18 protein-coding genes are annotated in these 19,368 nt (G+C 73.0%); 4 read left to right on the top strand and 14 right to left on the bottom strand.

Annotated elements, in window-relative coordinates; all coding sequences use genetic code 11:
- Positions 1–38 precede the first annotated feature (38 nt).
- The 4 genes from ACF08F_RS29415 to ACF08F_RS29400 form a co-directional block, all read right to left on the bottom strand.
- Complete coding sequence (locus tag ACF08F_RS29415) at positions 39–794, bottom strand: AIM24 family protein (RefSeq protein ID WP_392301554.1); 756 nt, start codon at positions 792–794, stop codon at positions 39–41.
- 19 nt (positions 795–813) lie between these two features.
- Complete coding sequence (locus tag ACF08F_RS29410) at positions 814–1,494, bottom strand: AIM24 family protein (RefSeq protein WP_392301553.1); 681 nt, start codon at positions 1,492–1,494, stop codon at positions 814–816.
- 14 nt (positions 1,495–1,508) lie between these two features.
- Positions 1,509–3,158 (bottom strand): TerD family protein, encoded by a 1,650-nt coding sequence (locus ACF08F_RS29405; RefSeq protein ID WP_392301552.1) that lies wholly within the window; start codon positions 3,156–3,158, stop codon positions 1,509–1,511.
- A gap of 131 nt (positions 3,159–3,289) precedes the next feature.
- The gene (locus ACF08F_RS29400; protein ID WP_392301551.1) at positions 3,290–3,856 is read right to left on the bottom strand and encodes a M48 family metallopeptidase; all 567 of its coding nucleotides are present in this window, start codon (positions 3,854–3,856) and stop codon (positions 3,290–3,292) included.
- Between the two features lie 210 nt (positions 3,857–4,066).
- Between ACF08F_RS29400 and ACF08F_RS29395 the strand changes: the two genes are divergently transcribed.
- Positions 4,067–5,290: a TOMM precursor leader peptide-binding protein gene (locus ACF08F_RS29395; protein ID WP_392301550.1), complete on the top strand. Its 1,224-nt coding sequence runs from the start codon at positions 4,067–4,069 to the stop codon at positions 5,288–5,290.
- 41 nt (positions 5,291–5,331) lie between these two features.
- The gene (locus tag ACF08F_RS29390; RefSeq protein WP_392301549.1) at positions 5,332–6,693 is read left to right on the top strand and encodes an ABC1 kinase family protein; all 1,362 of its coding nucleotides are present in this window, start codon (positions 5,332–5,334) and stop codon (positions 6,691–6,693) included.
- Positions 6,694–6,714: 21 nt separating this feature from the next.
- Here ACF08F_RS29390 and ACF08F_RS29385 read toward each other — a convergent pair whose 3' ends face one another.
- From ACF08F_RS29385 to ACF08F_RS29365, 5 genes are all read right to left on the bottom strand, one after another.
- Positions 6,715–6,897 carry a hypothetical protein gene (locus ACF08F_RS29385; RefSeq protein ID WP_189509479.1) on the bottom strand — a complete coding sequence of 61 codons (183 nt, stop codon included), beginning with the start codon at positions 6,895–6,897 and terminating at the stop codon, positions 6,715–6,717.
- Positions 6,898–7,013: 116 nt separating this feature from the next.
- The gene (locus ACF08F_RS29380; RefSeq protein WP_055641436.1) at positions 7,014–7,337 is read right to left on the bottom strand and encodes a hypothetical protein; all 324 of its coding nucleotides are present in this window, start codon (positions 7,335–7,337) and stop codon (positions 7,014–7,016) included.
- On the bottom strand, positions 7,334–7,702 hold the full coding sequence (locus ACF08F_RS29375; protein WP_055641437.1) for a WhiB family transcriptional regulator: 369 nt from the start codon (positions 7,700–7,702) through the stop codon (positions 7,334–7,336). Before ACF08F_RS29375 ends, ACF08F_RS29380 begins: the two co-directional genes overlap by 4 nt.
- 172 nt (positions 7,703–7,874) lie before the next feature.
- On the bottom strand, positions 7,875–8,201 hold the full coding sequence (locus ACF08F_RS29370) for a hypothetical protein (protein ID WP_392301683.1): 327 nt from the start codon (positions 8,199–8,201) through the stop codon (positions 7,875–7,877).
- A gap of 176 nt (positions 8,202–8,377) precedes the next feature.
- Positions 8,378–10,555 carry an ATP-dependent DNA helicase UvrD2 gene (locus ACF08F_RS29365; protein WP_392301548.1) on the bottom strand — a complete coding sequence of 726 codons (2,178 nt, stop codon included), beginning with the start codon at positions 10,553–10,555 and terminating at the stop codon, positions 8,378–8,380.
- 147 nt (positions 10,556–10,702) lie between these two features.
- Between ACF08F_RS29365 and ACF08F_RS29360 the strand changes: the two genes are divergently transcribed.
- Together ACF08F_RS29360 and ACF08F_RS29355 are read left to right on the top strand one after the other, a co-directional pair.
- On the top strand, positions 10,703–10,957 hold the full coding sequence (locus ACF08F_RS29360) for a mycoredoxin (protein ID WP_392301547.1): 255 nt from the start codon (positions 10,703–10,705) through the stop codon (positions 10,955–10,957).
- Between the two features lie 120 nt (positions 10,958–11,077).
- Entirely contained in the window at positions 11,078–11,539 is a 462-nt protein-coding gene (locus ACF08F_RS29355) for a pyridoxamine 5'-phosphate oxidase family protein (protein WP_392301546.1), read from the top strand.
- 142 nt (positions 11,540–11,681) lie between these two features.
- Here ACF08F_RS29355 and nudC read toward each other — a convergent pair whose 3' ends face one another.
- The 5 genes from nudC to ACF08F_RS29330 all read right to left on the bottom strand — a co-directional run bounded on the left by nudC (position 11,682) and on the right by ACF08F_RS29330 (position 19,311).
- The gene (gene nudC, locus ACF08F_RS29350; protein ID WP_392301545.1) at positions 11,682–12,641 is read right to left on the bottom strand and encodes an NAD(+) diphosphatase; all 960 of its coding nucleotides are present in this window, start codon (positions 12,639–12,641) and stop codon (positions 11,682–11,684) included.
- A gap of 35 nt (positions 12,642–12,676) precedes the next feature.
- Positions 12,677–14,095 carry a dipeptidase gene (locus ACF08F_RS29345; protein WP_392301544.1) on the bottom strand — a complete coding sequence of 473 codons (1,419 nt, stop codon included), beginning with the start codon at positions 14,093–14,095 and terminating at the stop codon, positions 12,677–12,679.
- A 10-nt stretch (positions 14,096–14,105) separates the two neighbouring features.
- Positions 14,106–17,501 (bottom strand): UvrD-helicase domain-containing protein, encoded by a 3,396-nt coding sequence (locus ACF08F_RS29340; protein WP_392301543.1) that lies wholly within the window; start codon positions 17,499–17,501, stop codon positions 14,106–14,108.
- Between the two features lie 84 nt (positions 17,502–17,585).
- Entirely contained in the window at positions 17,586–18,476 is an 891-nt protein-coding gene (locus ACF08F_RS29335) for a hypothetical protein (RefSeq protein WP_392301542.1), read from the bottom strand.
- Positions 18,477–18,555: 79 nt separating this feature from the next.
- Positions 18,556–19,311 (bottom strand): hypothetical protein, encoded by a 756-nt coding sequence (locus tag ACF08F_RS29330; protein WP_392301541.1) that lies wholly within the window; start codon positions 19,309–19,311, stop codon positions 18,556–18,558.
- Positions 19,312–19,368: the final 57 nt, after the last annotated feature.

Here is a 19,368-nt window from a genome sequence, read left to right as displayed (position 1 = left end):
GGCCTCCGGAGAGGCCGCCCCTCACGCGCGTGCCGTGCTCAGTTCCAGGCGTTGTTCTGGTTCTGCGCGTGGGCGCCGTGCTGACCGGCGCCGAACTGGGCGGCGATGCCCTGGCCGATGGCCGCGTGCTGCGGGGGCATGACCTCGCTGGGCTGGACGAGCGCGAAGCCCTGGCCCAGGAAGCTGAGCTCCCAGCCCTCGCCCGTGTCGCCGCGGCGGCGGCGGACGCTGGAGTTGGTGGTCTGCGCCTGCATCTGGACGCGCAGCCCCGTGGACCAGGCGACGATCGCGTCCGCGTCGACGCTGACGTACTTCTCGGGCGTGACCTGCATCATCAGCGGCTGGCCGGAGGTCATGAGGGCGACCTTGCCACGGCCGGAGATGTTGAGCTGGTACTTGCCGGAGCCGGAGATGCCGTACTGGCTGTCGACGGCGATGACCTCGGTGTGGAGGGTCGAGTCGAGCGCCAGGACGTAGGAGCTGTCGACGGTCAGGCCTTCGTGGTCGACCTCCACGACGTGGACGTACTGCGCGAGGTTGGCGAAGTAGACCGTGCCCTGGCCGGAGCAGCGCATGAGGTCCAGGCCCTCACCGGTGCGGGCGCGGGCCCGGCGCTGGCTGGAGGTCTGGTACTCGCCGTCGAAGTCGACGAGTCCCTGGTACGCGACCATCGCGCCCTTGCGGGCGAGGACGTCGTCCTGCCCGGTCAGGCTGACCCGCAGGAGCTGCGGGTTCTGGATGACGTACCGCTCCTGGCTCTGCTGTTCCGCGTGGTTGAAAAGCGGGCTCTGCATGGTGTGTTCTCGCTCCCCCTCAGCCCCGGACCCGCAGGCGGTCGGTGCTGTCCTCGCTCGGCTGTACGACGACGATGCCCTGGCCCGAGAAGGCCATCTGCATGGCCTCGCCGCTGCCCCGCCCGATGAGGGAGGAGGCCTTGAAGCTGCGCTTGCCCTTGACCTTGAGCGACGGCGACCAGGCGACGAGCGCGTCGGGGTCGACGTAGGTCTCGTCCTCGCCGCGGCCGCAGTCGACGACGATCGGGGTGCCGCGCGAGGTGAGCGCGACCCAGCCCGTGCCGGCGATCTCCACGTTGAACAGGCCCTGGCCGGCGAACTTGGCGAGTCCCTTGACCCGCTCGACGCCCCACTGGAGGTGCGCGTCGAAGGCGAGGAGGTTGGTGCCGTTGACCGAGATCGAGTCGTTCTGGAGGTTGATCACGACGACGTCGGCGCCGTAGTCGGCGAGGTAGAGCAGTCCGTCGCCGGAGGCCTTCATGATCGGCGCGCCCTCGCCCGTGGCCCAGTCCTTGGCGGCCTGGCGGACGGCGGGCGGGTTGGGCTCGTAACTGATGAAGCCCTCGTAGGCGACCATCGAGCCGGTCCGGGCGAACAGGTCCTGGCCGGAGGCCATGGCGACCTTCAGCATGGTCCGGCCGTGGTTCTCCATCCGGGCCGCGACGGGGGTCGGGGCATAGCCCGCGAGTTGCTGGTTCATGACTTCGGGCTCCCTCAGACCTCGTAGGGCTGGACGACGATGAAGTTGCCGGGGGCGCCCCGGAACTGGAGGTTCACGGTCTCTCCGCTGTGGCCGGGGTAGGCGTTGCGGCGGAGCCGCACCTGGCTGGAGAGGATGACCTGGGACGCGGAGGACCAGGCGACGACGGCGTTGCAGTCGGCGAAGGTCGTCGGCGTGACGGGCAGGACCACGGGGATGCCGCGGGTCTTCACGACGACGGTGCCGGTGCCCTGGAACTGCATGGTGAACAGGGCTCCGCCGGGGATCCCGTGGCCCTCGATGCGGCGGACCTCGTACTGGAGGGACTCGTCGAACGCGAGGACGTTCTCCGCGGAGACGCAGATGCCGTCGCCCTGGAGCTCGATCGGGTGCAGGTGGGCGCCTTCCTCGGCGAGGAACACCTGGCCGCGGCCGTTGCACCGCATCAGCTGCATCTCCTGGCCGGTGGCGTTGCCGACGATCCGGCCGGCGAAGCCCGCGCCCTTGTGGGAGAAGTCGACCTTGCCCTGGTACATGACCATGGAGCCCTGCCGGGCGAGGACGGGGACGCCGCCCATGGCCAGGTCGACCCGCATGAGCTGCTGGTTCTGCGGGGTCCACCGGGCGCCGGTGGCGGTCTCCTTGAACGGCGCGAGCGCGGCGGCGAGTCCGGCGCCGGTGGCCGGGACGCCCTGCGGGACGCCCGCGGGCTGCTGGCCGAACTGCGGCTGCTGCCCGTACGGCGCGGGGGGCGCCTGCCCGTACCCGGGCTGCTGCGGCGGCTGGCCCTGGCCGGGGAACTGACCGGGTGCCTGGCCCGGGACCTGCCCGGGGTACTGGCCCGGGGGCTGACCCGGGACCTGGCCGTACTGCGGGGGCTGCGGCGGCTGTCCGTACGGCGCGGGGGCCGGTGCGGGCGGCGGGACCGGAGCGGGCGCCAGCGGCGCCACCATCGTCGGCGCCGTGTGGACGGGCTGCGCGGGCGCGGGCGGGGCCGGCGGGGCTCCGAACGCGGGCGCCGGGGCCGGCGGGGGCGCGGCCGGTGCGGGCGCGCCGAAGGCCGGGGGCGCCGCCGCCTGCTGCGGCGGGGCGAAGCCGGGGGCCGGGGCCTGGGCCTGCGGCGCCGCGGGCTCCTCCTCGGCGACCTCGCCGCCGAAGTTCCGCAGGAGCGCCTCCAGGCCTCCGTCGAAGCCCTGGCCGACGGCGGCGAACCGCCAGACGTCCTTGAGGTAGAAGTCGCCGAGCATGACCGCGCGCTCGGTGGAGAACTCGGCACCCGTGAAGGCGTACCGGGCGACCTCCTCGCCGCCCGCCACGATCCGCAGGTGGCCGGGGCCGACCTGGGACATCTGGCCGGCGCCGTCGATCGTCGCGGTGAACGACAGCTTCTGGATGTTCGCGGGGATGCGGTCGAGGGTGATGCGGAAGGACTCGGTGTCACCGGACTGGGCGCCGAGGAGCTGGATGGACTCCTCGGGCGACTTCGGCTGGTTGAAGAAGACGAAGTAGCGGTCGTCCGAGAGCCGCTCGTCCGCGTCGAGCCCGAAGCAGCTGATGTCGAAGGTGAGCCCGGGAGCCGCGATCTGCACACCCACGTACAGATCGGTACCCGCCGTCAGATCACTGATCTTGGCCTTGTGGCCGCGTTGGAATTCCCTGGCCATGCGTAACGACCGTCCCCCATCCCGAATGGCGAATGCTCGCGCCAGGCTAACGGCTGAGTGCGACATTGAGACAGGGCAGGTCGTTTTCGGTACCCAATCGGGAAAGACGCGCGCTGCCGGTGTCGGCGGCGTCACTCCTCGCGAGCGCCCGGGAGGCGGCCGGCCGCGACCACGCCCTCCAGGTAGCCGCGGGCCCGCTCGGTGCGGGGGTACGCCTCCAGGAGCCGCCAGAACCCGGGGCCGTGGCCCGGGACGAGGAGGTGGGCCAGTTCGTGCAGGAGGACGTAGTCGACGACGTACTCGGGCATGCCCTGGAGCCGGTGGGAGAGGCGGATGCTGCCCTCGGAGGGGGTGCAGGAGCCCCAGCGGGTGTTCTGGTTGGTGACCCAGCGGACGGAGCGGGGGCGGGCACGGCCGCCGTAGTACTGGTCGGACAGGTGCTGCGCCCGCTCGGTGAGCTCGCGGTCGCCGAGGACGCTCCGGCTCTCCTGGGCGGCGAGTTTGTCCAGCATGACGGTGACCCAGCGCTGCTCCTCCGCCTCCGACATACGGGCGGGGATGAGCACGATGGTCCGGTCGCCCTCGCGGTAGGCCGAGACGGTTCTGCTCCGTCGCGCGCTTCTGCGGACCTCGACCGCACTCGTCCCCGAACCGCGGGGCGGCTGGCTGGTCACGCTGCGCTGTGGGTCGGCGGGCACGGCCCCGACGTTACCCGCTGACCGCGGGGGAAGTCCTCCCTCCGGAGTGGTTTCGGGAAGGTTCCGGCCCCGCCCCGCAGCATTCGAATGACTAATGCGCGGGCCTGTGGACAACTTTCGGCGGCGTTCCCGGCGGCGGGGCATTCTCGCTTCAGGACGACGGAAGGGCCGTTGTCGATCTTGAATGCGGTCACGGGCGGGGGCGGGGAAATGCATCCGATGGTGAAGCCGGCGCTGCGACGCGCCTGGCGGAGTCTGCAGTGCGTCCAGTTCGGGATCACCCCCGCGCACGCGGTGGTGATGAGCCCGGTCGACACGGGTACGGGGGAGCTCCTCGCGCTCCTCGACGGCACCCGGGGGACGGAGCTGCTGCGGGCCGAGGCGCGGGCACGTGGTCTGCCGGACGGGCATCTGGAGGCGCTCCTCGGCCGGCTGGCGGCGGCCGGTCTCCTCGCGGACGCCTCGAACGGACGGCCGGGGAAGGCCGGTTCGTGCGCCGGTGCGGCGGGCATCGGTGCGGGGGGCGGCTCGGGGGGCGGCTCGGGGGGCGGTGCGGGTGACGGGGCGGTGGGTGCGGTGCTCGATCCGCTCCGGGCCGATCTGGCCTCGCTGTCCGTCGTCCACCGGGAGCCGGAGCGGGCGGCGCGGACGCTGGCCGCCCGCCGGGCGCTGCGCGTCCAGGTCCGGGGCGCGGGGCGGGTGGGGGCGACGGTGGCGGCCCTGCTGTCCGCGGCGGGCGTGGGCGCGGTCGAGGTGCTGGACTCCGGCCGGGTCGAGCCGTGGGAGACCGCGCCGGGCGGACTGCCGGCCGAGGCCGTCGGCGAGCGCCGGGCGACGGCGGCCCGGCGCCTGGTCCGCCGCTGGGCCCGGGGCGGCACACGCGCCGGGCCGACGGGCGGAGCCGCCGGACAGGGTGACGGGCGCGGCTCGCCCGGCTTGTCACTCGTCGTGGTGACACCGCGCGACGGGCTCGGCGCGTACGTCCCCGACCCCGTGCCCGCGGGACCCTGGATCGCCACGGGCACGCCCCATCTGTACGCCGGGGTGCTGGAGGCGACGGGGACGGTCGGGCCGCTCGTCCTGCCGGGCGGGACGGCCTGCGCCCGCTGCCTCCAGGAGGGGCTGACGGATCGCGAGCCCGTCCGGCCCCGGCTCCTCGCCCAGTGGCGTTCGGGCGCCCCGCATCCGCTGCCCTCCTGCGACCTGGCGCTGGCCACGGTCGTGGCGGGCCTCGCCGCCGCCCACGCCCTGGCCTTCCTGGACGGTGACCTCCCGGCGAGCACGGGCACCCGCTGGGAGGTGTCGCTGCCGCTGCTGGAGTGGCGGGCGGAGCGGTTGCGACCCCACCCGGACTGCCCGTGCGGGGCGGCGCGCGGCGGAGAAGGGGAGCGCGCCTCGGCAGCCGGAGGCACGCAGGACACAATGGCGGGGTAACGGCCCTGCGCGACACGGCAGTCTGGGATTTGGAGGGGCGCATGTCTGATCTTCCCCGGAAGGCGGTCACCCGGACCGCCAAGTTGGCCGCGTTGCCGCTCGGCTTCGCCGGCCGGGCGACATGGGGGCTGGGCAAACGGATCGGCGGCAAGTCCGCCGAGCTGGTCGCCCGCGAGCTCCAGCAGCGCACGGCCGAGCAGCTGTTCAAGGTGCTCGGCGAGTTGAAGGGGGGCGCCATGAAGCTGGGTCAGGCGCTGTCCGTCTTCGAGTCGGCCCTCCCGGAGGAGGTCGCCGGACCGTACCGGGCGGCGCTGACGAAGCTTCAGGACGCGGCGCCGCCGATGCCGACGGCCACCGTCCACGCGGTCCTCGGCGAGCGGCTCGGAGAGAACTGGCGTGAGTTGTTCCTGGAGTTCGAGGACAAGCCGGCAGCGGCCGCCTCGATCGGGCAGGTGCACCGGGCGGTGTGGCAGGACGGGCGCGAGGTCGCCGTGAAGGTGCAGTACCCGGGCGCCGGGGAGGCGCTGCTCTCGGACCTGACCCAACTGAGCCGCTTCGCCCGCCTCCTCGGCCCGCTCGTGCCGGGGATGGACATCAAGCCGCTGATCGCCGAGATGCGGGACCGGGTCTCGGAGGAGCTGGACTACGCGCTGGAGGCGAGGTCCCAGCGGGAGCACGCCGAGGTGTTCGCGGACGATCCCGACGTGGTCGTGCCGGCGGTGGTGCACCAGTCGGAGCAGGTCCTCGTGACCGAGTGGATGGACGGGATCCCGCTCTCGGAGGTGATCGCGGACGGCACGGCGGACCAGCGGGACCGGGCGGGGCAGCTGCTGGCCCGCTTCCTCTTCTCCGGTCCCGCGCGCACCGGCCTGCTGCACGCCGATCCGCACCCGGGGAACTTCCGGCTGCTGCCGGGCGCCGAGGGCGACGAGGATCCGGCGAGCTGGCGCCTCGGCGTCCTCGACTTCGGCACCGTGGACCGGCTTCCGGGCGGGCTGCCGGAGACGATCGGCGTCTGTCTGCGGATGGCGCTCGCCGGTGAGGCCGAGACCGTCTACGAACTGCTCCGCGCGGAGGGCTTCGTCAAGGAGTCCGTCGCCCTCGACCCGGACACGGTCCTGGAGTACCTGCTGCCGATCATCGAGCCGGCCGAGGCGGAGACGTACCTCTTCACCCGCGGCTGGCTGCGCGCCCAGGCCGCCCGGATCGCCGACCCCCGCTCCCCCGCCCACCAGCTGGGCAAGCAGCTGAACCTGCCGCCCTCGTACCTGTTGATACACCGTGTGACATTGAGCACCATCGGCGTGCTGTGTCAGCTCAACGCGACGGTACGGCTCAGGGACGAGCTGGAGGAGTGGCTGCCCGGCTTCCTCGCGACGGACACCGGCGAAGCCGCGTCCTGACGGCGCCGGGCCGAGGGCCGGTCACCACCAGGAGGAGTCGAGGCGGCCCTCGATCGCGCGGATGTTGGCGCGGGCACAGTCCTCGCAGAAGTACTCGCGCCGACCGTTCTCCACCGAACACGTCCAGGTCAGCGGGAGGGTGTCGGTGGTCTTGCCACAGCGCGCGCAGGCGAGGGGCGCCTCGGGGATACGGGCGTCGTTCACCCTCGTGACGATAACGCGGCAGGGGCGTCTCGGCCCGGTCAACGCACCGCGGGGGCCGGTCCGTCAGGACCGGCCCCCGGGTGGGCGCCCCGCGGGGCGCGAGGGGTGGGAACCCCTCAGTTCATGACGGCCATGGCCAAGGCGCGGCGGGCGCGCAGCGACACGCGCTCGGCGCGGCGCTGCATACGCCGGGCGGCGACCAGGCGCACGGCCTGGCGTTCCGCCTCGGCCTCACGCCGGCGCTCATGCATATGGGCACGAGCCAGGGCTTCTGGGATGAGTTGCATTTCGCGGATCCTGTTCTGACGCGCGGTGTGCGCGGCGGTGGTGGAGAAGTCGGGGGTCGCGGAGCCGATGGGCTCGATCGCGGAGGAGGTCATCGGGGCCTGATTCCGGGGGTCGTGCGTGTAGGGGCGGTCGATGGTTCCGGTGGCGCTCATGCCGCGACCGGGTTCTTGCGCGGACGGCCACGGGGCCGCTTCCGGGCCACGACCACGCCCTGGACGAAGAGCTCGCCGCCCCAGACACCCCAGGGCTCGCGGCGCTCCTGGGCGCCGGCGAGGCAGGCCGCCATGAGCGGGCAGGTCCGGCAGAGGGACTTGGCGTACTCGACATCGGCCGGGGACTCCGCGAAGAAGACCTCGGGGTCGTAGGCGCGACACGGGACGGGGACGCCGAGGTTCTCGATGGCGTCGTCGAGCGCGGTGAGCGCGGTGAGGGGGGTCAAAGCGTGGTCCTCCGTGGAGCCGGGCAGGGAGATCGAATCGGAAGGCGGTACGGACGGGGCGTGCGCTTCGAGTTGCACGGTGGTCTTTCCTCGTCTGGTCGTTCCGGCCTGTTGGCCGGGCTTTCGGCTGGTACCGGGTGTTTTCTGCCCGAGGCCCCTTCGCTCCGTCATCCCCGTTCGGGGACAAACAGAAGGGCCGCGGATCCCGGGTGGGGTTCCGCGGCCCTGAAGGCGCCTGCCTGATCATGGATCAGACTGGATCACTCCAGGGTTCGAGCCCACGGAAGGCCCACATCATGTGGTGGTGCGTCGTCGTCTGCCGCTGCTGGATTCCGGCACCGGTCGCTGCAAAGGCATAGGCCGTGGCCTTGCCGGCTGCTACTGCTTCCAGTGCCTTGGTCGGTCGCTCATTGCGCTCAATGGCGGGCGTGCCGAGACCGGACAGACCGGTGACGGGCAGACCACTGCCAAGGAACGCAGCGCCGGAGAGGCCGAGCGAGCAGGCGGAGGCGATGGAGCGATCGGTCATTTTGGCGGCGGTGACAAAGCCGGCGGTGCTGGTCTTGATGTTGCTGATCACGGGGAATCGCCTCCTCTCGGCGTCTCGGAGGGCTCGGGTGCGAGCCGGACCCTCGTATGTATTTGGACAAGTACAGCACGAAGACAGGGCTTCGAAGAAGCCGCTGTGTCCGTGGTTAAGAACCTATGGGGCTTGACGGGGCGGGCGCAAACTATTTTCGCGATGAGTTTTGCTCAGGCTCCTTCGTCCCCCGACCTTCCCTCCCCACCTGCGCAGATGGCCAGGACGTCGGCCCCGAAGCGGTCGAGCTTGCGGATGCCGACGCCGGAGATCGACGAGAGCTCGCCGTCGGTGGTGGGAACGCGCTCGGCGATGGCCATGAGCGTCTTGTCGGTGAAGACGCAGTAGGCGGGCTGGGCCAGCTCGCGGGCCTGCTCGGAGCGCCAGTCGCGGAGCCGCTCGTACAGCCCCTCGTCCATGTCCGAGGGGCAGTCCTCGCAGCGCATGAGCTTCATCGCGCCCGCCTCGGTGAGCGTGGCCCCGCAGACCCGGCACAGGACGGGCCCGCGCGGCTTGCGCCGGGCGCCGGCGACGCCCCGCTCGATGCCTCCGGAGGCGGCGGTGCCGACGGAGCCGAGGGAGCCCGAGCCGGGGCGCAGCCCCTTGAGGAAGCGGCTGGGGCGCCGGGAGGCACGGCCGCCCGGGGCGCGGGACAGCGCCCAGGAGAGCGAGAGGTGGAGGCGGGCCCGGGTGACGCCCACGTACAGCAGGCGGCGCTCCTCCTCGACCTGCTCGTCGGTCTTGGCGTAGGTGATGGGCAGCATGCCCTCGGTGAGGCCGACGAGGAACACGGCGTCCCATTCCAGGCCCTTGGCCGCGTGCAGCGAGGCGAGGGTGACGCCCTGGACGGTCGGCGCGTGCTGGGCGGCGGCCCGCTCGTCGAGCTCGGCGACCAGGTCGGAGAGGGTGGCGCCCGGCTTGGCGCGGGCGAAGTCCTCGGCGAGCCGGACGAGGGCGGCGAGCGACTCCCAGCGGTCGCGGGCGGCGCCGGAGCCGGTCGGCGGCTGGGGGGTCCAGTTCTTGGTGGAGAGCACGGCCCTGACCTGGGCGGGCAGGTCCTCGGCGTCGTCGAGGAGGGAGTCGTTCCCGCCGGCGCGGGCCGCGCCGCGCAGGGCGATGCCCGCCTCCCGTACCTCCTGGCGCTCGAAGAAGCGCTCGGCGCCGCGGAGCTGGTAGGGCACTCCGGCGTCGGCGAGGGCCTGCTCGTAGACCTCCGACTGGGCGTTGATCCGGTAGAGGACGGCGATTTCGCCGGCCGGCACGCCGGCGGCGATGAGGTCCCGGATGCGGCGGGCGGTGCCCTCGGCCTCGGCCGGTTCGTCGGCGTACTCCGTGTAGACCGGCTCGGGGCCCGGCTCGCGCTGGGAGATCAGCTCCAGGCGGTGCTCGGCGGCCCGGCCGCGGGCCTGGCTGAGCAGCCCGTTCGCGAGGTGGACGACCTGCGGGGTGGAGCGGTAGTCGCGGACGAGCTTGACCACCGTGGCGCTCGGGTGACGGTTGCGGAAGTTCAGCAGGTGGTCGGGGGTGGCGCCGGTGAAGGAGTAGATGGTCTGGCTGGCGTCGCCGACGACGCAGAGGTTGTCGCGGTCGCCGAGCCACAGGTCGAGCAGGCGCTGCTGGAGCGGGGAGACGTCCTGGTACTCGTCCACGACGAAGTGCTGGTACTGGCGGCGGATCTGCTCGGCGATGTCGTGCCGGTCCTGGAGGATGCCGACGGTGAGCAGCAGCACGTCCTCGAAGTCGATGACCGAGCGGTCGCGCTTGAGCTGCTCGTACAGCGCGTAGATCTGGCTGATCTCGGCCGGGTCGCGCGGGGCTTCCCTGACGGACTTGGCCACGGCGGCCGGATAGTCGGCGGGGACCGTCTGGGTGACCTTGGCCCATTCGATCTCGCTCGTGACGTCGCGCAGCTCGTTCCGGTCGAGGCGGATGCGGCAGCGGGCGGCGGCGTCGGCGACGAGCTGGATCTTCCGCTCCAGGAGCCGGGGCAGGTCGCCGCCGACGGCCTTGGGCCAGAAGAACTGGAGCTGGCGGAGGGCGGCGGAGTGGAAGGTCCGGGCCTGGACCCCGCCCGCTCCGAGCTGCCGGAGCCGGCCGCGCATCTCGCCCGCGGCGCGGTTGGTGAAGGTGACGGCGAGCACACTGGCGGGCTGGAGTATGCCCGCCCGCACCCCGTACGCGATCCGGTGGGTGATGGCGCGCGTCTTGCCCGTGCCGGCTCCCGCCAGCACGCACACCGGGCCGCTCAGGGCCTGCGCGACCTCGCGCTGCTCGGGGTCGAGCCCGTCGAGCACCGCGTCGGCCGTCTCCGGGACCTGCGGGAAGAGAGTGGAGTGCGTTGCTGCTGTCACCTGTCCATGCTGCCAGGTCCGGCGAGCGCGCCGCGGCGGCTTGTCCACAGGTGAGCGACACCGGTCATACGAATCCGGGGAATGGTGCGGCCGGGGTGTGCGTTCTCCCTCTCGGCACCCGTCCGCGAACAAGAGGAGCGCCAGGCCATGCAGGGCACTGTGACGATGTACAGCACCACGTGGTGCGGCTACTGCCGTCGGCTGAAGAGCCAGATGGACCGTGAGGGCATCGCGTACTCGGAGATCAACATCGAGCAGGACCCGGAGTCGGCGGCGTTCGTCGAGAAGGCCAACGGCGGCAACCAGACCGTGCCGACCGTCCTGGTGGTCTCCGCCCAGGGCAGCGAGTCGGTCATGACCAACCCGTCGCTCGCCCAGGTCAAGCAGGCCCTGGCTGTCTGAGGCCCGGCCTCCCCGACAGCGAGCCCCCGGCCACGACGGCCGGGGGCTCTGCCGTAGGTCGAGGGACGTAGGGCCACGGCCCCATGTGCTCGGCGATCTTGCCGACTAGCGTCGGTGGCCATGGAGAACAGAACCGCCGTCCGCCGCTCGACGGCCGAACGCCGGCGCGACACCCTCGACCGCCTCGCCTCGGAGCGGGACGTCTGGGTGGCGACCGCGCATCCCGATCACGGCCCCCACCAGATCCCCCTGTGGTTCGTCTGGCACGGGGAGGCCGTCTGGGTGTGCACGAAAGCGACGTCCGCGACGGTGCGCAACGCCCGCGCCGACCCGCGGGTGCGCCTCTCGCTGCCGGACACCCTCGACGTCGTGCTGCTCCAGGGGACGGCGCGGTGCTTCACGGACGAGGAGGTGCCGGCGGACGCGGCGGACGCGTTCGCCGGCAAGTTCGGCTGGGACCCGCGCAGGGTGGACTCCCCCTACGTGTACGTACGCGTCACGCCGAAGGTGGTGCGCGCCTGGCACGACACGCCCGAGCTGAGCGGCAGGGTCGTCATGCGTGACGGTGCCTGGCTGGAGTGACGGCCGGGGCGGTCGGGGGCGGGGCGGCGGACCGCAGGACGCAGGAACGGCCGCCTGGGCCGGGGCGGCGGACCGTCAGAGCCGCCGCGCCGACCGGGCGGCGGACCGTCAGAGCACGTCGCCGCGACCGGGCGGCGGACCGTCAGAGCACGTCGCCCGGCTTCGGGAGCGGCTTGCCGTACCAGCGTTCGATCAGACGGGAGGCGATCGAGATGCCGTACGGGGCCAGCACCTCGCCGGACTCGAAGGCCGCGGCGAGGTCCTCGCGGGAGAACCAGCGGGCCTCGTGGATCTCCTCGCCGTCCACGTTTATCTCCGAGGAGGTGGCGCGGGCGAAGAAGCCCAGCATGAGGCTGGACGGGAAGGGCCAGGGCTGGCTGGCGACGTACTCGACCTCGCCGACCGTGACACCGGCCTCCTCGAAGACCTCGCGGACCACCGACTGCTCGATGGACTCGCCGGGCTCGACGAAGCCCGCGAGGGTCGAGAAGCGGCCCTCCGGCCAGTGCACCTGGCGGCCCAGCAGGGCCCGGTCCCGGTCGTCCGTGACCAGCATGATGACCGCCGGGTCGGTGCGCGGGTAGTGCTCGGCGCCGCAGGCCTGGCAGCGGCGGATGTGCCCGGCGGCGGCGATGACGGTGCGCTCGCCGCAGCGCGAGCAGAAGCGGTGGAGCCGCTGCCAGTTCTCCAGGGCGACGGCGTGCACCATGAGGCCCGTGTCCCGGTCCGAGAGCAGCAGGCCCGCCTCGCGGAGCCCCGCGGGCCGCGCGGACTGGTCCATGCGGCCGGGCAGCGTGTCCTTCTGGAGCGCGAAGTAGGACACCCCGTCGGCGTCCGTGCCCAGGAAGTAGCGGTGGGTCTCGGTGACCGGGGCCTCGAAGGCCGGGGTCATGACGAGCTCCGTGGTGCCGTCGGGCCGGTCGTCGATCAGCACCTGCCCGCCGGAGACCACGAAGACCCGGGTCGTCGGGTGGCTCCAGGCCGCCGCCAGCCACGCCTCGTCGAGGCGGTGGTGGGCGGCCCGGTCGATGCCGGTCGGCGCGGTGAGCGAGATCGGGCGGTCCGGACGCTCGTCCGTCGACGGGTTCTTCAAGGTGCTCACAGGTGCTTCCAACTCCCCCGGATCGGTGTGTGGGTTCAGCGCGCGGCGGCGTGGAGGGCGGCGGGCAGGTCGCCCCACAGGTGCGCGGTCGTCTCGACGCCCTTCATGAGGAGATCGAGCTCGATCTTCTCGTTGGGGGCGTGCCAGCCGTCGGACGGGACGGAGATGCCGAGGAAGAGGACGGGTGCTCCCAGGACGTCCTGGAGGTCGGCGGCGGGGCCCGAGCCGCCCTCGCGGGTGTAGCGGACCTTGGCGCCGTCGAAGGCCCGGCTCATGGCCCCGGCCACCGCCTTCAGGGCGGGGTGGTCGAGCGGGGTGAGGCAGGGGCGGGTCGGGGCGCCGAAGACGATCCCGTACCGGATGCCGGCGGGGACGAGTCCGGTGAGCCAGTCCCGTACGGCGAGCTCGATCTTGGCCGGGTCCTGGCCCGCGACCAGCCGGAACGACAGCTTCAGCTGGGCGGAGGCGGGCACGATCGTCTTGCCGCCGGGGCCCTGGTAGCCGCCGCCGATGCCGTTGACCTCGGCGGTCGGGCGGGCCCAGACCCGCTCAAGGGTGGAGAAGCCGGCCTCGCCGAGCGTGCCGTGGGACTTGGCCGTACGCATCCAGGCGGCCTCATCGAAGGGGAGCTCGGCGACGAGGGCCCGCTCGGCCTCGGAGAGCTCGGTGACGCCCTCGTAGAAGCCGGGGATCGCGACGCGCTCGGTCTCGTCGTGCAGGGCGGCGACGATCCTGCCGGCGACGGTGGCCGGGTTCGGCACGGCGCCGCCGAAGGAGCCGGAGTGGATGTCCTGGTCGGGGCCGTGCAGCTCGATCTCGCAGTCGGCGACCCCGCGCATGCCCGTGCACACGGTGGGGGTCGTCTCGGACCACATGCCGGTGTCGGAGACGATCACGGCGTCGGCGGCGAGCCGCTCGGCGTGCGTCTCGACGAGCTCCCGGAAGTGCGGCGAGCCGGACTCCTCCTCGCCCTCCACGATCAGCTTGAGGTTGACGGCGGGGGCGGTGCGGCCGGTGGCGGCGAGATGGGCCCGGACACCGAGTGTGTGGAAGAACACCTGGCCCTTGTCGTCGGCGGCGCCCCGCGCGTACATCCGGCCGTCGATCACGGTCGGCTCGAAGGGCTCGGTGTGCCAGCCGTCCTCGCGGGCCGCGGGCTGGACGTCGTGGTGGCCGTAGACGAGGACCGTCGGGGCGTCCGGGTCGTCGGAGGGCCACTCGGCGAAGACCGCCGGGGCGCCGTCCGTCTCCCACACCTCGACCGTGCCGAAGCCGGTCTCCGTGAGCTTGGCGGCGAGCCACTCGGCGCTGCGCCGCACGTCCCCCGCGCGGTCGGGCTGTGCCGACACGGAGGGGATGCGCAGCCAGTCGGCCAGGTCGCCGAGGAAGGCGGCGCGGTGCTGCTCGATGTACGTACGCACGGCGTGGACGGCGCTGTCCGGGGTCTCGCTCATGCCTCCGAGCCTATCCGGCGCCGGGGGGTGCCCCGGCAAGGAGGACGGCCTCCAGCTCCGCACGCCCCGGCAGGCGGGCGGGGCGGGCGACCTCACCCGTCCGGACGTACACGAAGGCGGCCGTGACGTCCTCGGGCGCGAGGCCGTGCTGCTCGGCCCAGGCGAGCCGGTAGATCGCGAGCTGGAGGGGGTCGGCGGTGCGGTGGTGGCTGGTCTTCCAGTCGACGATCTCGTACGCGCCGGTGTCCGGGTCCCGGTAGACGGCGTCGATCCGGCCCCTGACGACCCGGCCCGCGAGGGTGAGGTGGACGGGGACCTCGACGCGGTACGGGGAGCGGTGGGCGTACGGCGTGCGCGCGAAGGCCTCCTTGAGGGCTTCGAGGTCCCGCTCGTCGAGGATCTCGGGCTCCCCCGCGAAGTCCTCGCCGCCGGGCAGCTCCTCCGGGCCGAGGAACGGCAGCGGCAGCTCCTCGAAGCGGGACTCCACCCAGGCGTGGAAGCGGGTGCCCCGGCGGGCCGCGGGCTGCGGCGGCTTGGGCATGGGGCGGGCCAGGTCCTGGGCGAAGCCGTCGGGGTCGGCGGCGAGGCGCAGCACCTGGGAGGCGGAGAGGTAGGCGGGCAGCAGGACGTCCCGGGTCGTCGCGCGGGCGCGGCGGAGCTCGGTGGTGAGGGCGGTGAGGTCGCGGTCCCAGGAGGCGATGGTTCTGGCGTCCTCGGGGGTGAGCGGCGGTGCCTCGCCGCGGGGAGCCGGGACGGCGTCCGCGTGGTTGTCTTCGGGGAGGGCCGCTTCGTCCTCGTCCCAGATGGGTTCCTCCTCGTCCGGCCAGAGGTCCTCCGGGTGCGGGTCCAGGAGGTTGGGCGCTGCGCTCGGGGGACTGTGCCCACCCGTTCCGCCCTCCGGAACGTATGCCCACAGCCTGGTCCGGACGGCCTCGGCCGCTTCCCTGCGGCGCCTCAACGACTCCGCGTCCAGCGGCAGGGGCCAGGTCTGGTCCCTGTCCGGTTCCGTCAGGGTCGGGTTCTCCGCTTCGGGCTCCGGGGTGTCCGCCCAGGCATCGATGTCGCCGTGGCCCGCCTCGCAGTGCTCGTACAGGGCCTGGAGGAAGTCCGAGGGGCCCCGGGGCTTCTTCTGGGTCGGGCCCCACCAGTGGGCCGAGCAGAGGAGGAGGGAGCGGGGGCGGGTGAAGGTGACGTAGCCGAGGCGGAGCTCCTCGGTGTGCTGGTGGTCGCGCATGGCGTTCTTGAACGCGGTGAGGGACGTGGCGTCCCAGGTGCCGATCCCCGGGAGCGTGTCCGCGTCGCCGCGCAGGGCGTGCGGGAGCACCTGGGGCTGCGAGGTCCAGGCCTCGCGGGCGCGGGCGCTGGGGAAGGCTCCGGCGACGAGACCGGGGACGGCGACGACGTCCCACTCCAGGCCCTTGGACTTGTGGGCGGTGAGGACCTTCACCGTGTTCTCGCCGCCCGGGAGGGCGTTGTCGAGGCCCTTCTCGAACTGGACGGCCGTGCGCAGGAAGCCGAGGAAGGCGAGCAGGCTCGCCTCGCCGTCGAGGGAGGCGAAGCCGGCGGCGATGTCCAGGAAGTTGGAGAGGGTCTCGCGTCGGCGGGCGGCCAGCGCGTGCGGGGAGGCCGAGAGCTCGACCTCCAGGCCGGTCGCGGTGAGGATCCGGTGCAGGACGTCCATGAGCGGGTCGGCGAGGGAGGTGCGCAGGGCGCGCAGCTCGGCGGCGAGGCGCGCGAAGCGGACCTTGGCCTCGGCGGAGAAGGGCAGGCCGTCGTCGGCGGCGCCGCCGGAGTCCAGGAAGGTGTCGAGCGCGTCGGCGAGCGAGACGACCTCCGCCGGGTCGACGCCCTCGACGGCGGCGGCGAGCCGCTGCTCGGGGTCCGGGTCGTCGCCGCCCCGGTGGACGAGGAGGCGGGCGCGGCGGCCGAGGAGGGCCAGGTCGCGGGGGCCGATCCGCCAGCGGGGGCCGGTGAGGAGGCGGACGAGGGAGGCGTTGGCCCCCGGGTCCTGGAGGACCTCGCAGACGGCGACGAGGTCGGCGATCTCGGGCAGGTGGAGGAGGCCGGAGAGGCCGACGACCTCGACGGGCACGTCGCGGGCGACGAGCGCGGCGTGGATCGCGGGGAAGTCGGTGGCGGTCCGGCACAGGACGGCGATCTCGCCGGGTTCGCGGCCGGTGCGGACGAGGTGGGCGAGGGAGTCGGCCAGCCAGTCGATCTCCTCGGCGTGGGTGGGCAGCAGGGCGATGCGGACGCTGCCGTCCCGCTCCGCGCCCGGGGCGGGGCGCAGGGCCTCCACGCCCGCGTGCATGGCGCGCAGGGGGGCGGCGAGGCCGTTGGCGAGGTCGAGGAGCCGGCCGCCGCTGCGCCGGTTCTCGGAGAGGGAGTAGCGGCTCGCGGGGGTGCCGTCGGCGTGCGGGAAGTGCTCGGGGAAGTCGTCGAGGTTGGCGACGGAGGCGCCGCGCCAGCCGTAGATGGCCTGGCAGGGGTCGCCGACGGCGGTGACCGCGTGTCCGGTGGTGGTGCCGGAGGGGCCCTGGCCGAAGAGGCCGGAGAGCAGCAGTCGCTGGGCGACGGAGGTGTCCTGGTACTCGTCGAGGAGGACGACCCGGAACTCCTCGCGCAGCAGGGCGCCGACCTCGGGCCGGGTGGTGGCGAGCTCGGCGGAGAGGGCGATCTGGTCGCCGAAGTCGAGCAGGTCGCGGGAGCGCTTGGCGGCGCGGTAGCGCACGACGAGGTCGAGCAGCTCCCGGCGGGCGGCGGTGGCCTCGGGGATCTTGCGCAGTTCGGCGTTGCTGAGCTTGGCGCCGGCGAGCGTGGTGAGGAGCTCGGAGTCGTACGCCCTGAGGTCCTGGGGCCGTACGAGGTGCTCGGCGAGCTCGCCGTCGAGGGCGAGGAGGTCGGTGACGAGGGTCGGGAAGGACTTGGTCAGCGCCGGGTACGGGCCGGGGGCCTCGCGCAGCACGCGCGCGGCGAGCTGGTAGCGGGTGGCGTCGGCGAGGAGCCGTGCGGTGGGCTCCAGACCGATGCGGAGGCCGTGGTCGGTGAGGAGCTGCCCGGCGAAGGCGTGGTACGTGGAGATGCGGGGTTCGCCGGGGGGTTCGTCCGGGTCGATGACGTCGGGGTCGGTGACCCCGGCGCGGACGAGGGCGGTGCGGACGCGCTCGGCGAGTTCGCCGGCGGCCTTGTTGGTGAAGGTGAGGCCGAGGACCTGTTCGGGGGCGACCTGTCCCGTGCCGACCAGCCAGACCACGCGGGCGGCCATCACCGTCGTCTTGCCGGAGCCGGCTCCGGCCACGACGACCTGCGGGGCGAGCGGCGCGGTGATGCAGGCCGTCTGCTCCGGGGTGAACGGGATGCCGAGGAGCTCCTTGAGCTGCTCGGGATCGGTGAGGTGTGCGGTCACCTCAAAGAGGCTAACGCGGCCCACCGACAGTGCGGCCGGGAGCGGCTCCCTGTCCGCCGGGAGGCGCTCCCGCTGTGGGACGGATCACGCGTTCGTGCCCTGGTCGAGCTTCGAGAGGTCCACCGTCTCGTCGGCGGGCGGGACGGTCACGTCGACGGGTTCGTCGAACTCGGAGAGCGTCATGGCGCCGGGTTCCTCGCCGCCCGTCTTGTCCATCTTGAGGATGTAGGGCTTGCCCTCCTGGGAGACGGAGACGGTGGTGGTCTCCGGTTCGGTCGTCTCCGGTTCGGCCGATTCCGGTTCGGCCGTCCCCTCGGCTGTCGCGGTCGTCTCCTTGCCGGTGTCCTTCTTCACCAGCGTCGCGACCGGGGTGCCGTCCACCTCGCCGTCGGGCCCGCGCGCCAGCGCGCCCGGCTCCGCCCTGTCCTCGTCCAGGGAGGCCAGGAGGCCCTCCAGGTCGCAGACCCCGCTGAGGTCACTGGCGCCCGCCTGCCCCGGGGCGATCTTCAGCCAGCGGCCCTTGACGAGCTCGATCGTGGCGTCGATCTGCGCCTCGGGCATCCCCTGGCTGGCCATGGAGACGCGCCAGAAGGCCTCGTCGCCCTTCATGTACGTGAAGTCGTCGACGCGGCGCAGTTCGGCGGTGCCGCCGCCGATCTTCATCTGGCCGGTGCACTCGTCGCGCTCGTTGACGGCGAAGTCGATGTCGAGCGGCTCGCCGTCGGCGACGACCCGGCCCGTCATGCGGAGCGAGGTCGCGGACTGGGTGGCGGTGATCGCCCGGTCGGCGATCTCGTCCGGGGTGAGGTCCGCGAAGGGATCCGGGGAGGGGGAGGGGGCGCGGGGCGCGGCCTGCTGGACCGCCGCCCCGGCGGCTGCCGGTGGCGCCGCCCAGGCCGCCGCCGACGCGGGACCCGCGACGGCGACGGCGGCGCAGACGACGGCCGCGGCACGGAGTTTTCGGTGGGACGCCATGCGAGCCTCCTCGCGGATTCCCCGGCCCCTGTCCACCAGGGTCGCCCCACGCGCGCGTGCCCGCGACCGGACGGGGCGGTCAGGAGGCGCCGGCGAGCTCCGCCATGTCGACGACCTGGTCGGCCGGGGGCGCGGTGACCGTGATCGGCTTGTCGTAGTCGGTGAAGGTGACCGTGCCGGGCTCCTTGCCGCCGGCCTCCACGACACGGAGGACGAACGGCTTGGCGGAGTCCTTGGCCACGTAGAAGGTCGTGGTCTCGCCCTTCGCGTCCTTCTTGGTCAGCACGGCGGCGGGCGTGCCGTCGACGTCGGCGTCCTCCCCGCGGGTCAGGCCCTTGCGCGGCGTGTCCTCGTCCATGTCCTTGACGATGGTCTTGAGGTCGCAGAAGGCGTCGGGGCCCTCCTCCCCGGCGGGCATCTTCATCCAGCGGCCCTTGAGCAGCGCGGTCACGGCGCCCGACTCCTCCGAGGAGTCGCTCTCCCCGCCGGTGGTGGAGCTCCAGAAGGCCTCGTCGCCCTTCATGTAGCTGACGCCGCCGGTCTCGATCATCTCGGCCTTGCCGCCCTCGTCGGTCTGCATGGTGCCCTTGCAGGAGCCCTTGCTGTCGACGGAGAGGTCGACGGTCATGTCCTGGCCGTCGTTCGTGCCCTTGCCGGTCATGTGGAAGGCGGTGGCCGCCTTCGTGGCCTCGACCGCCTTGTCGGCGATGGCGTCGGCCGTGAGTCCCGCGAAGGGGTCGGCGGCCTTGTCGTCGCCCTGGGAACAGCCCGTGACCCCCGCGACCACGGCCGCGCAGACAGTCGCCGTCGCCCAGAGCTTCCGGTTGGGCCTCATTCGCGTACTCCTCAAAACGTTCGTTCACAGCTCGTCTTCACGGCGGCCTTGTGCGGG

This window comes from Streptomyces sp. NPDC015130 (assembly GCF_043080005.1).
Lineage (GTDB): Bacteria > Actinomycetota > Actinomycetes > Streptomycetales > Streptomycetaceae > Streptomyces.
This window is presented reverse-complemented; position numbering and strand designations above follow the sequence as displayed.

Excerpts from the sequence above, each read along its gene's own strand:
- ACF08F_RS29415 (WP_392301554.1), bottom strand. The coding sequence starts at position 794 with ATGCAGAGCCCGCTTTTCAACCACGCGGAACAGCAGAGCCAGGAGCGG.
- ACF08F_RS29410 (WP_392301553.1), bottom strand. The coding sequence starts at position 1,494 with ATGAACCAGCAACTCGCGGGCTATGCCCCGACCCCCGTCGCGGCCCGG.
- ACF08F_RS29405 (WP_392301552.1), bottom strand. The coding sequence starts at position 3,158 with ATGGCCAGGGAATTCCAACGCGGCCACAAGGCCAAGATCAGTGATCTG.
- ACF08F_RS29395 (WP_392301550.1), top strand. The coding sequence starts at position 4,067 with ATGCATCCGATGGTGAAGCCGGCGCTGCGACGCGCCTGGCGGAGTCTG.
- ACF08F_RS29390 (WP_392301549.1), top strand. The coding sequence starts at position 5,332 with ATGTCTGATCTTCCCCGGAAGGCGGTCACCCGGACCGCCAAGTTGGCC.
- ACF08F_RS29380 (WP_055641436.1), bottom strand. The coding sequence starts at position 7,337 with ATGAGCGCCACCGGAACCATCGACCGCCCCTACACGCACGACCCCCGG.
- ACF08F_RS29360 (WP_392301547.1), top strand. The coding sequence starts at position 10,703 with ATGCAGGGCACTGTGACGATGTACAGCACCACGTGGTGCGGCTACTGC.
- ACF08F_RS29355 (WP_392301546.1), top strand. The coding sequence starts at position 11,078 with ATGGAGAACAGAACCGCCGTCCGCCGCTCGACGGCCGAACGCCGGCGC.
- ACF08F_RS29345 (WP_392301544.1), bottom strand. The coding sequence starts at position 14,095 with ATGAGCGAGACCCCGGACAGCGCCGTCCACGCCGTGCGTACGTACATC.
- ACF08F_RS29335 (WP_392301542.1), bottom strand. The coding sequence starts at position 18,476 with ATGGCGTCCCACCGAAAACTCCGTGCCGCGGCCGTCGTCTGCGCCGCC.
- ACF08F_RS29330 (WP_392301541.1), bottom strand. The coding sequence starts at position 19,311 with ATGAGGCCCAACCGGAAGCTCTGGGCGACGGCGACTGTCTGCGCGGCC.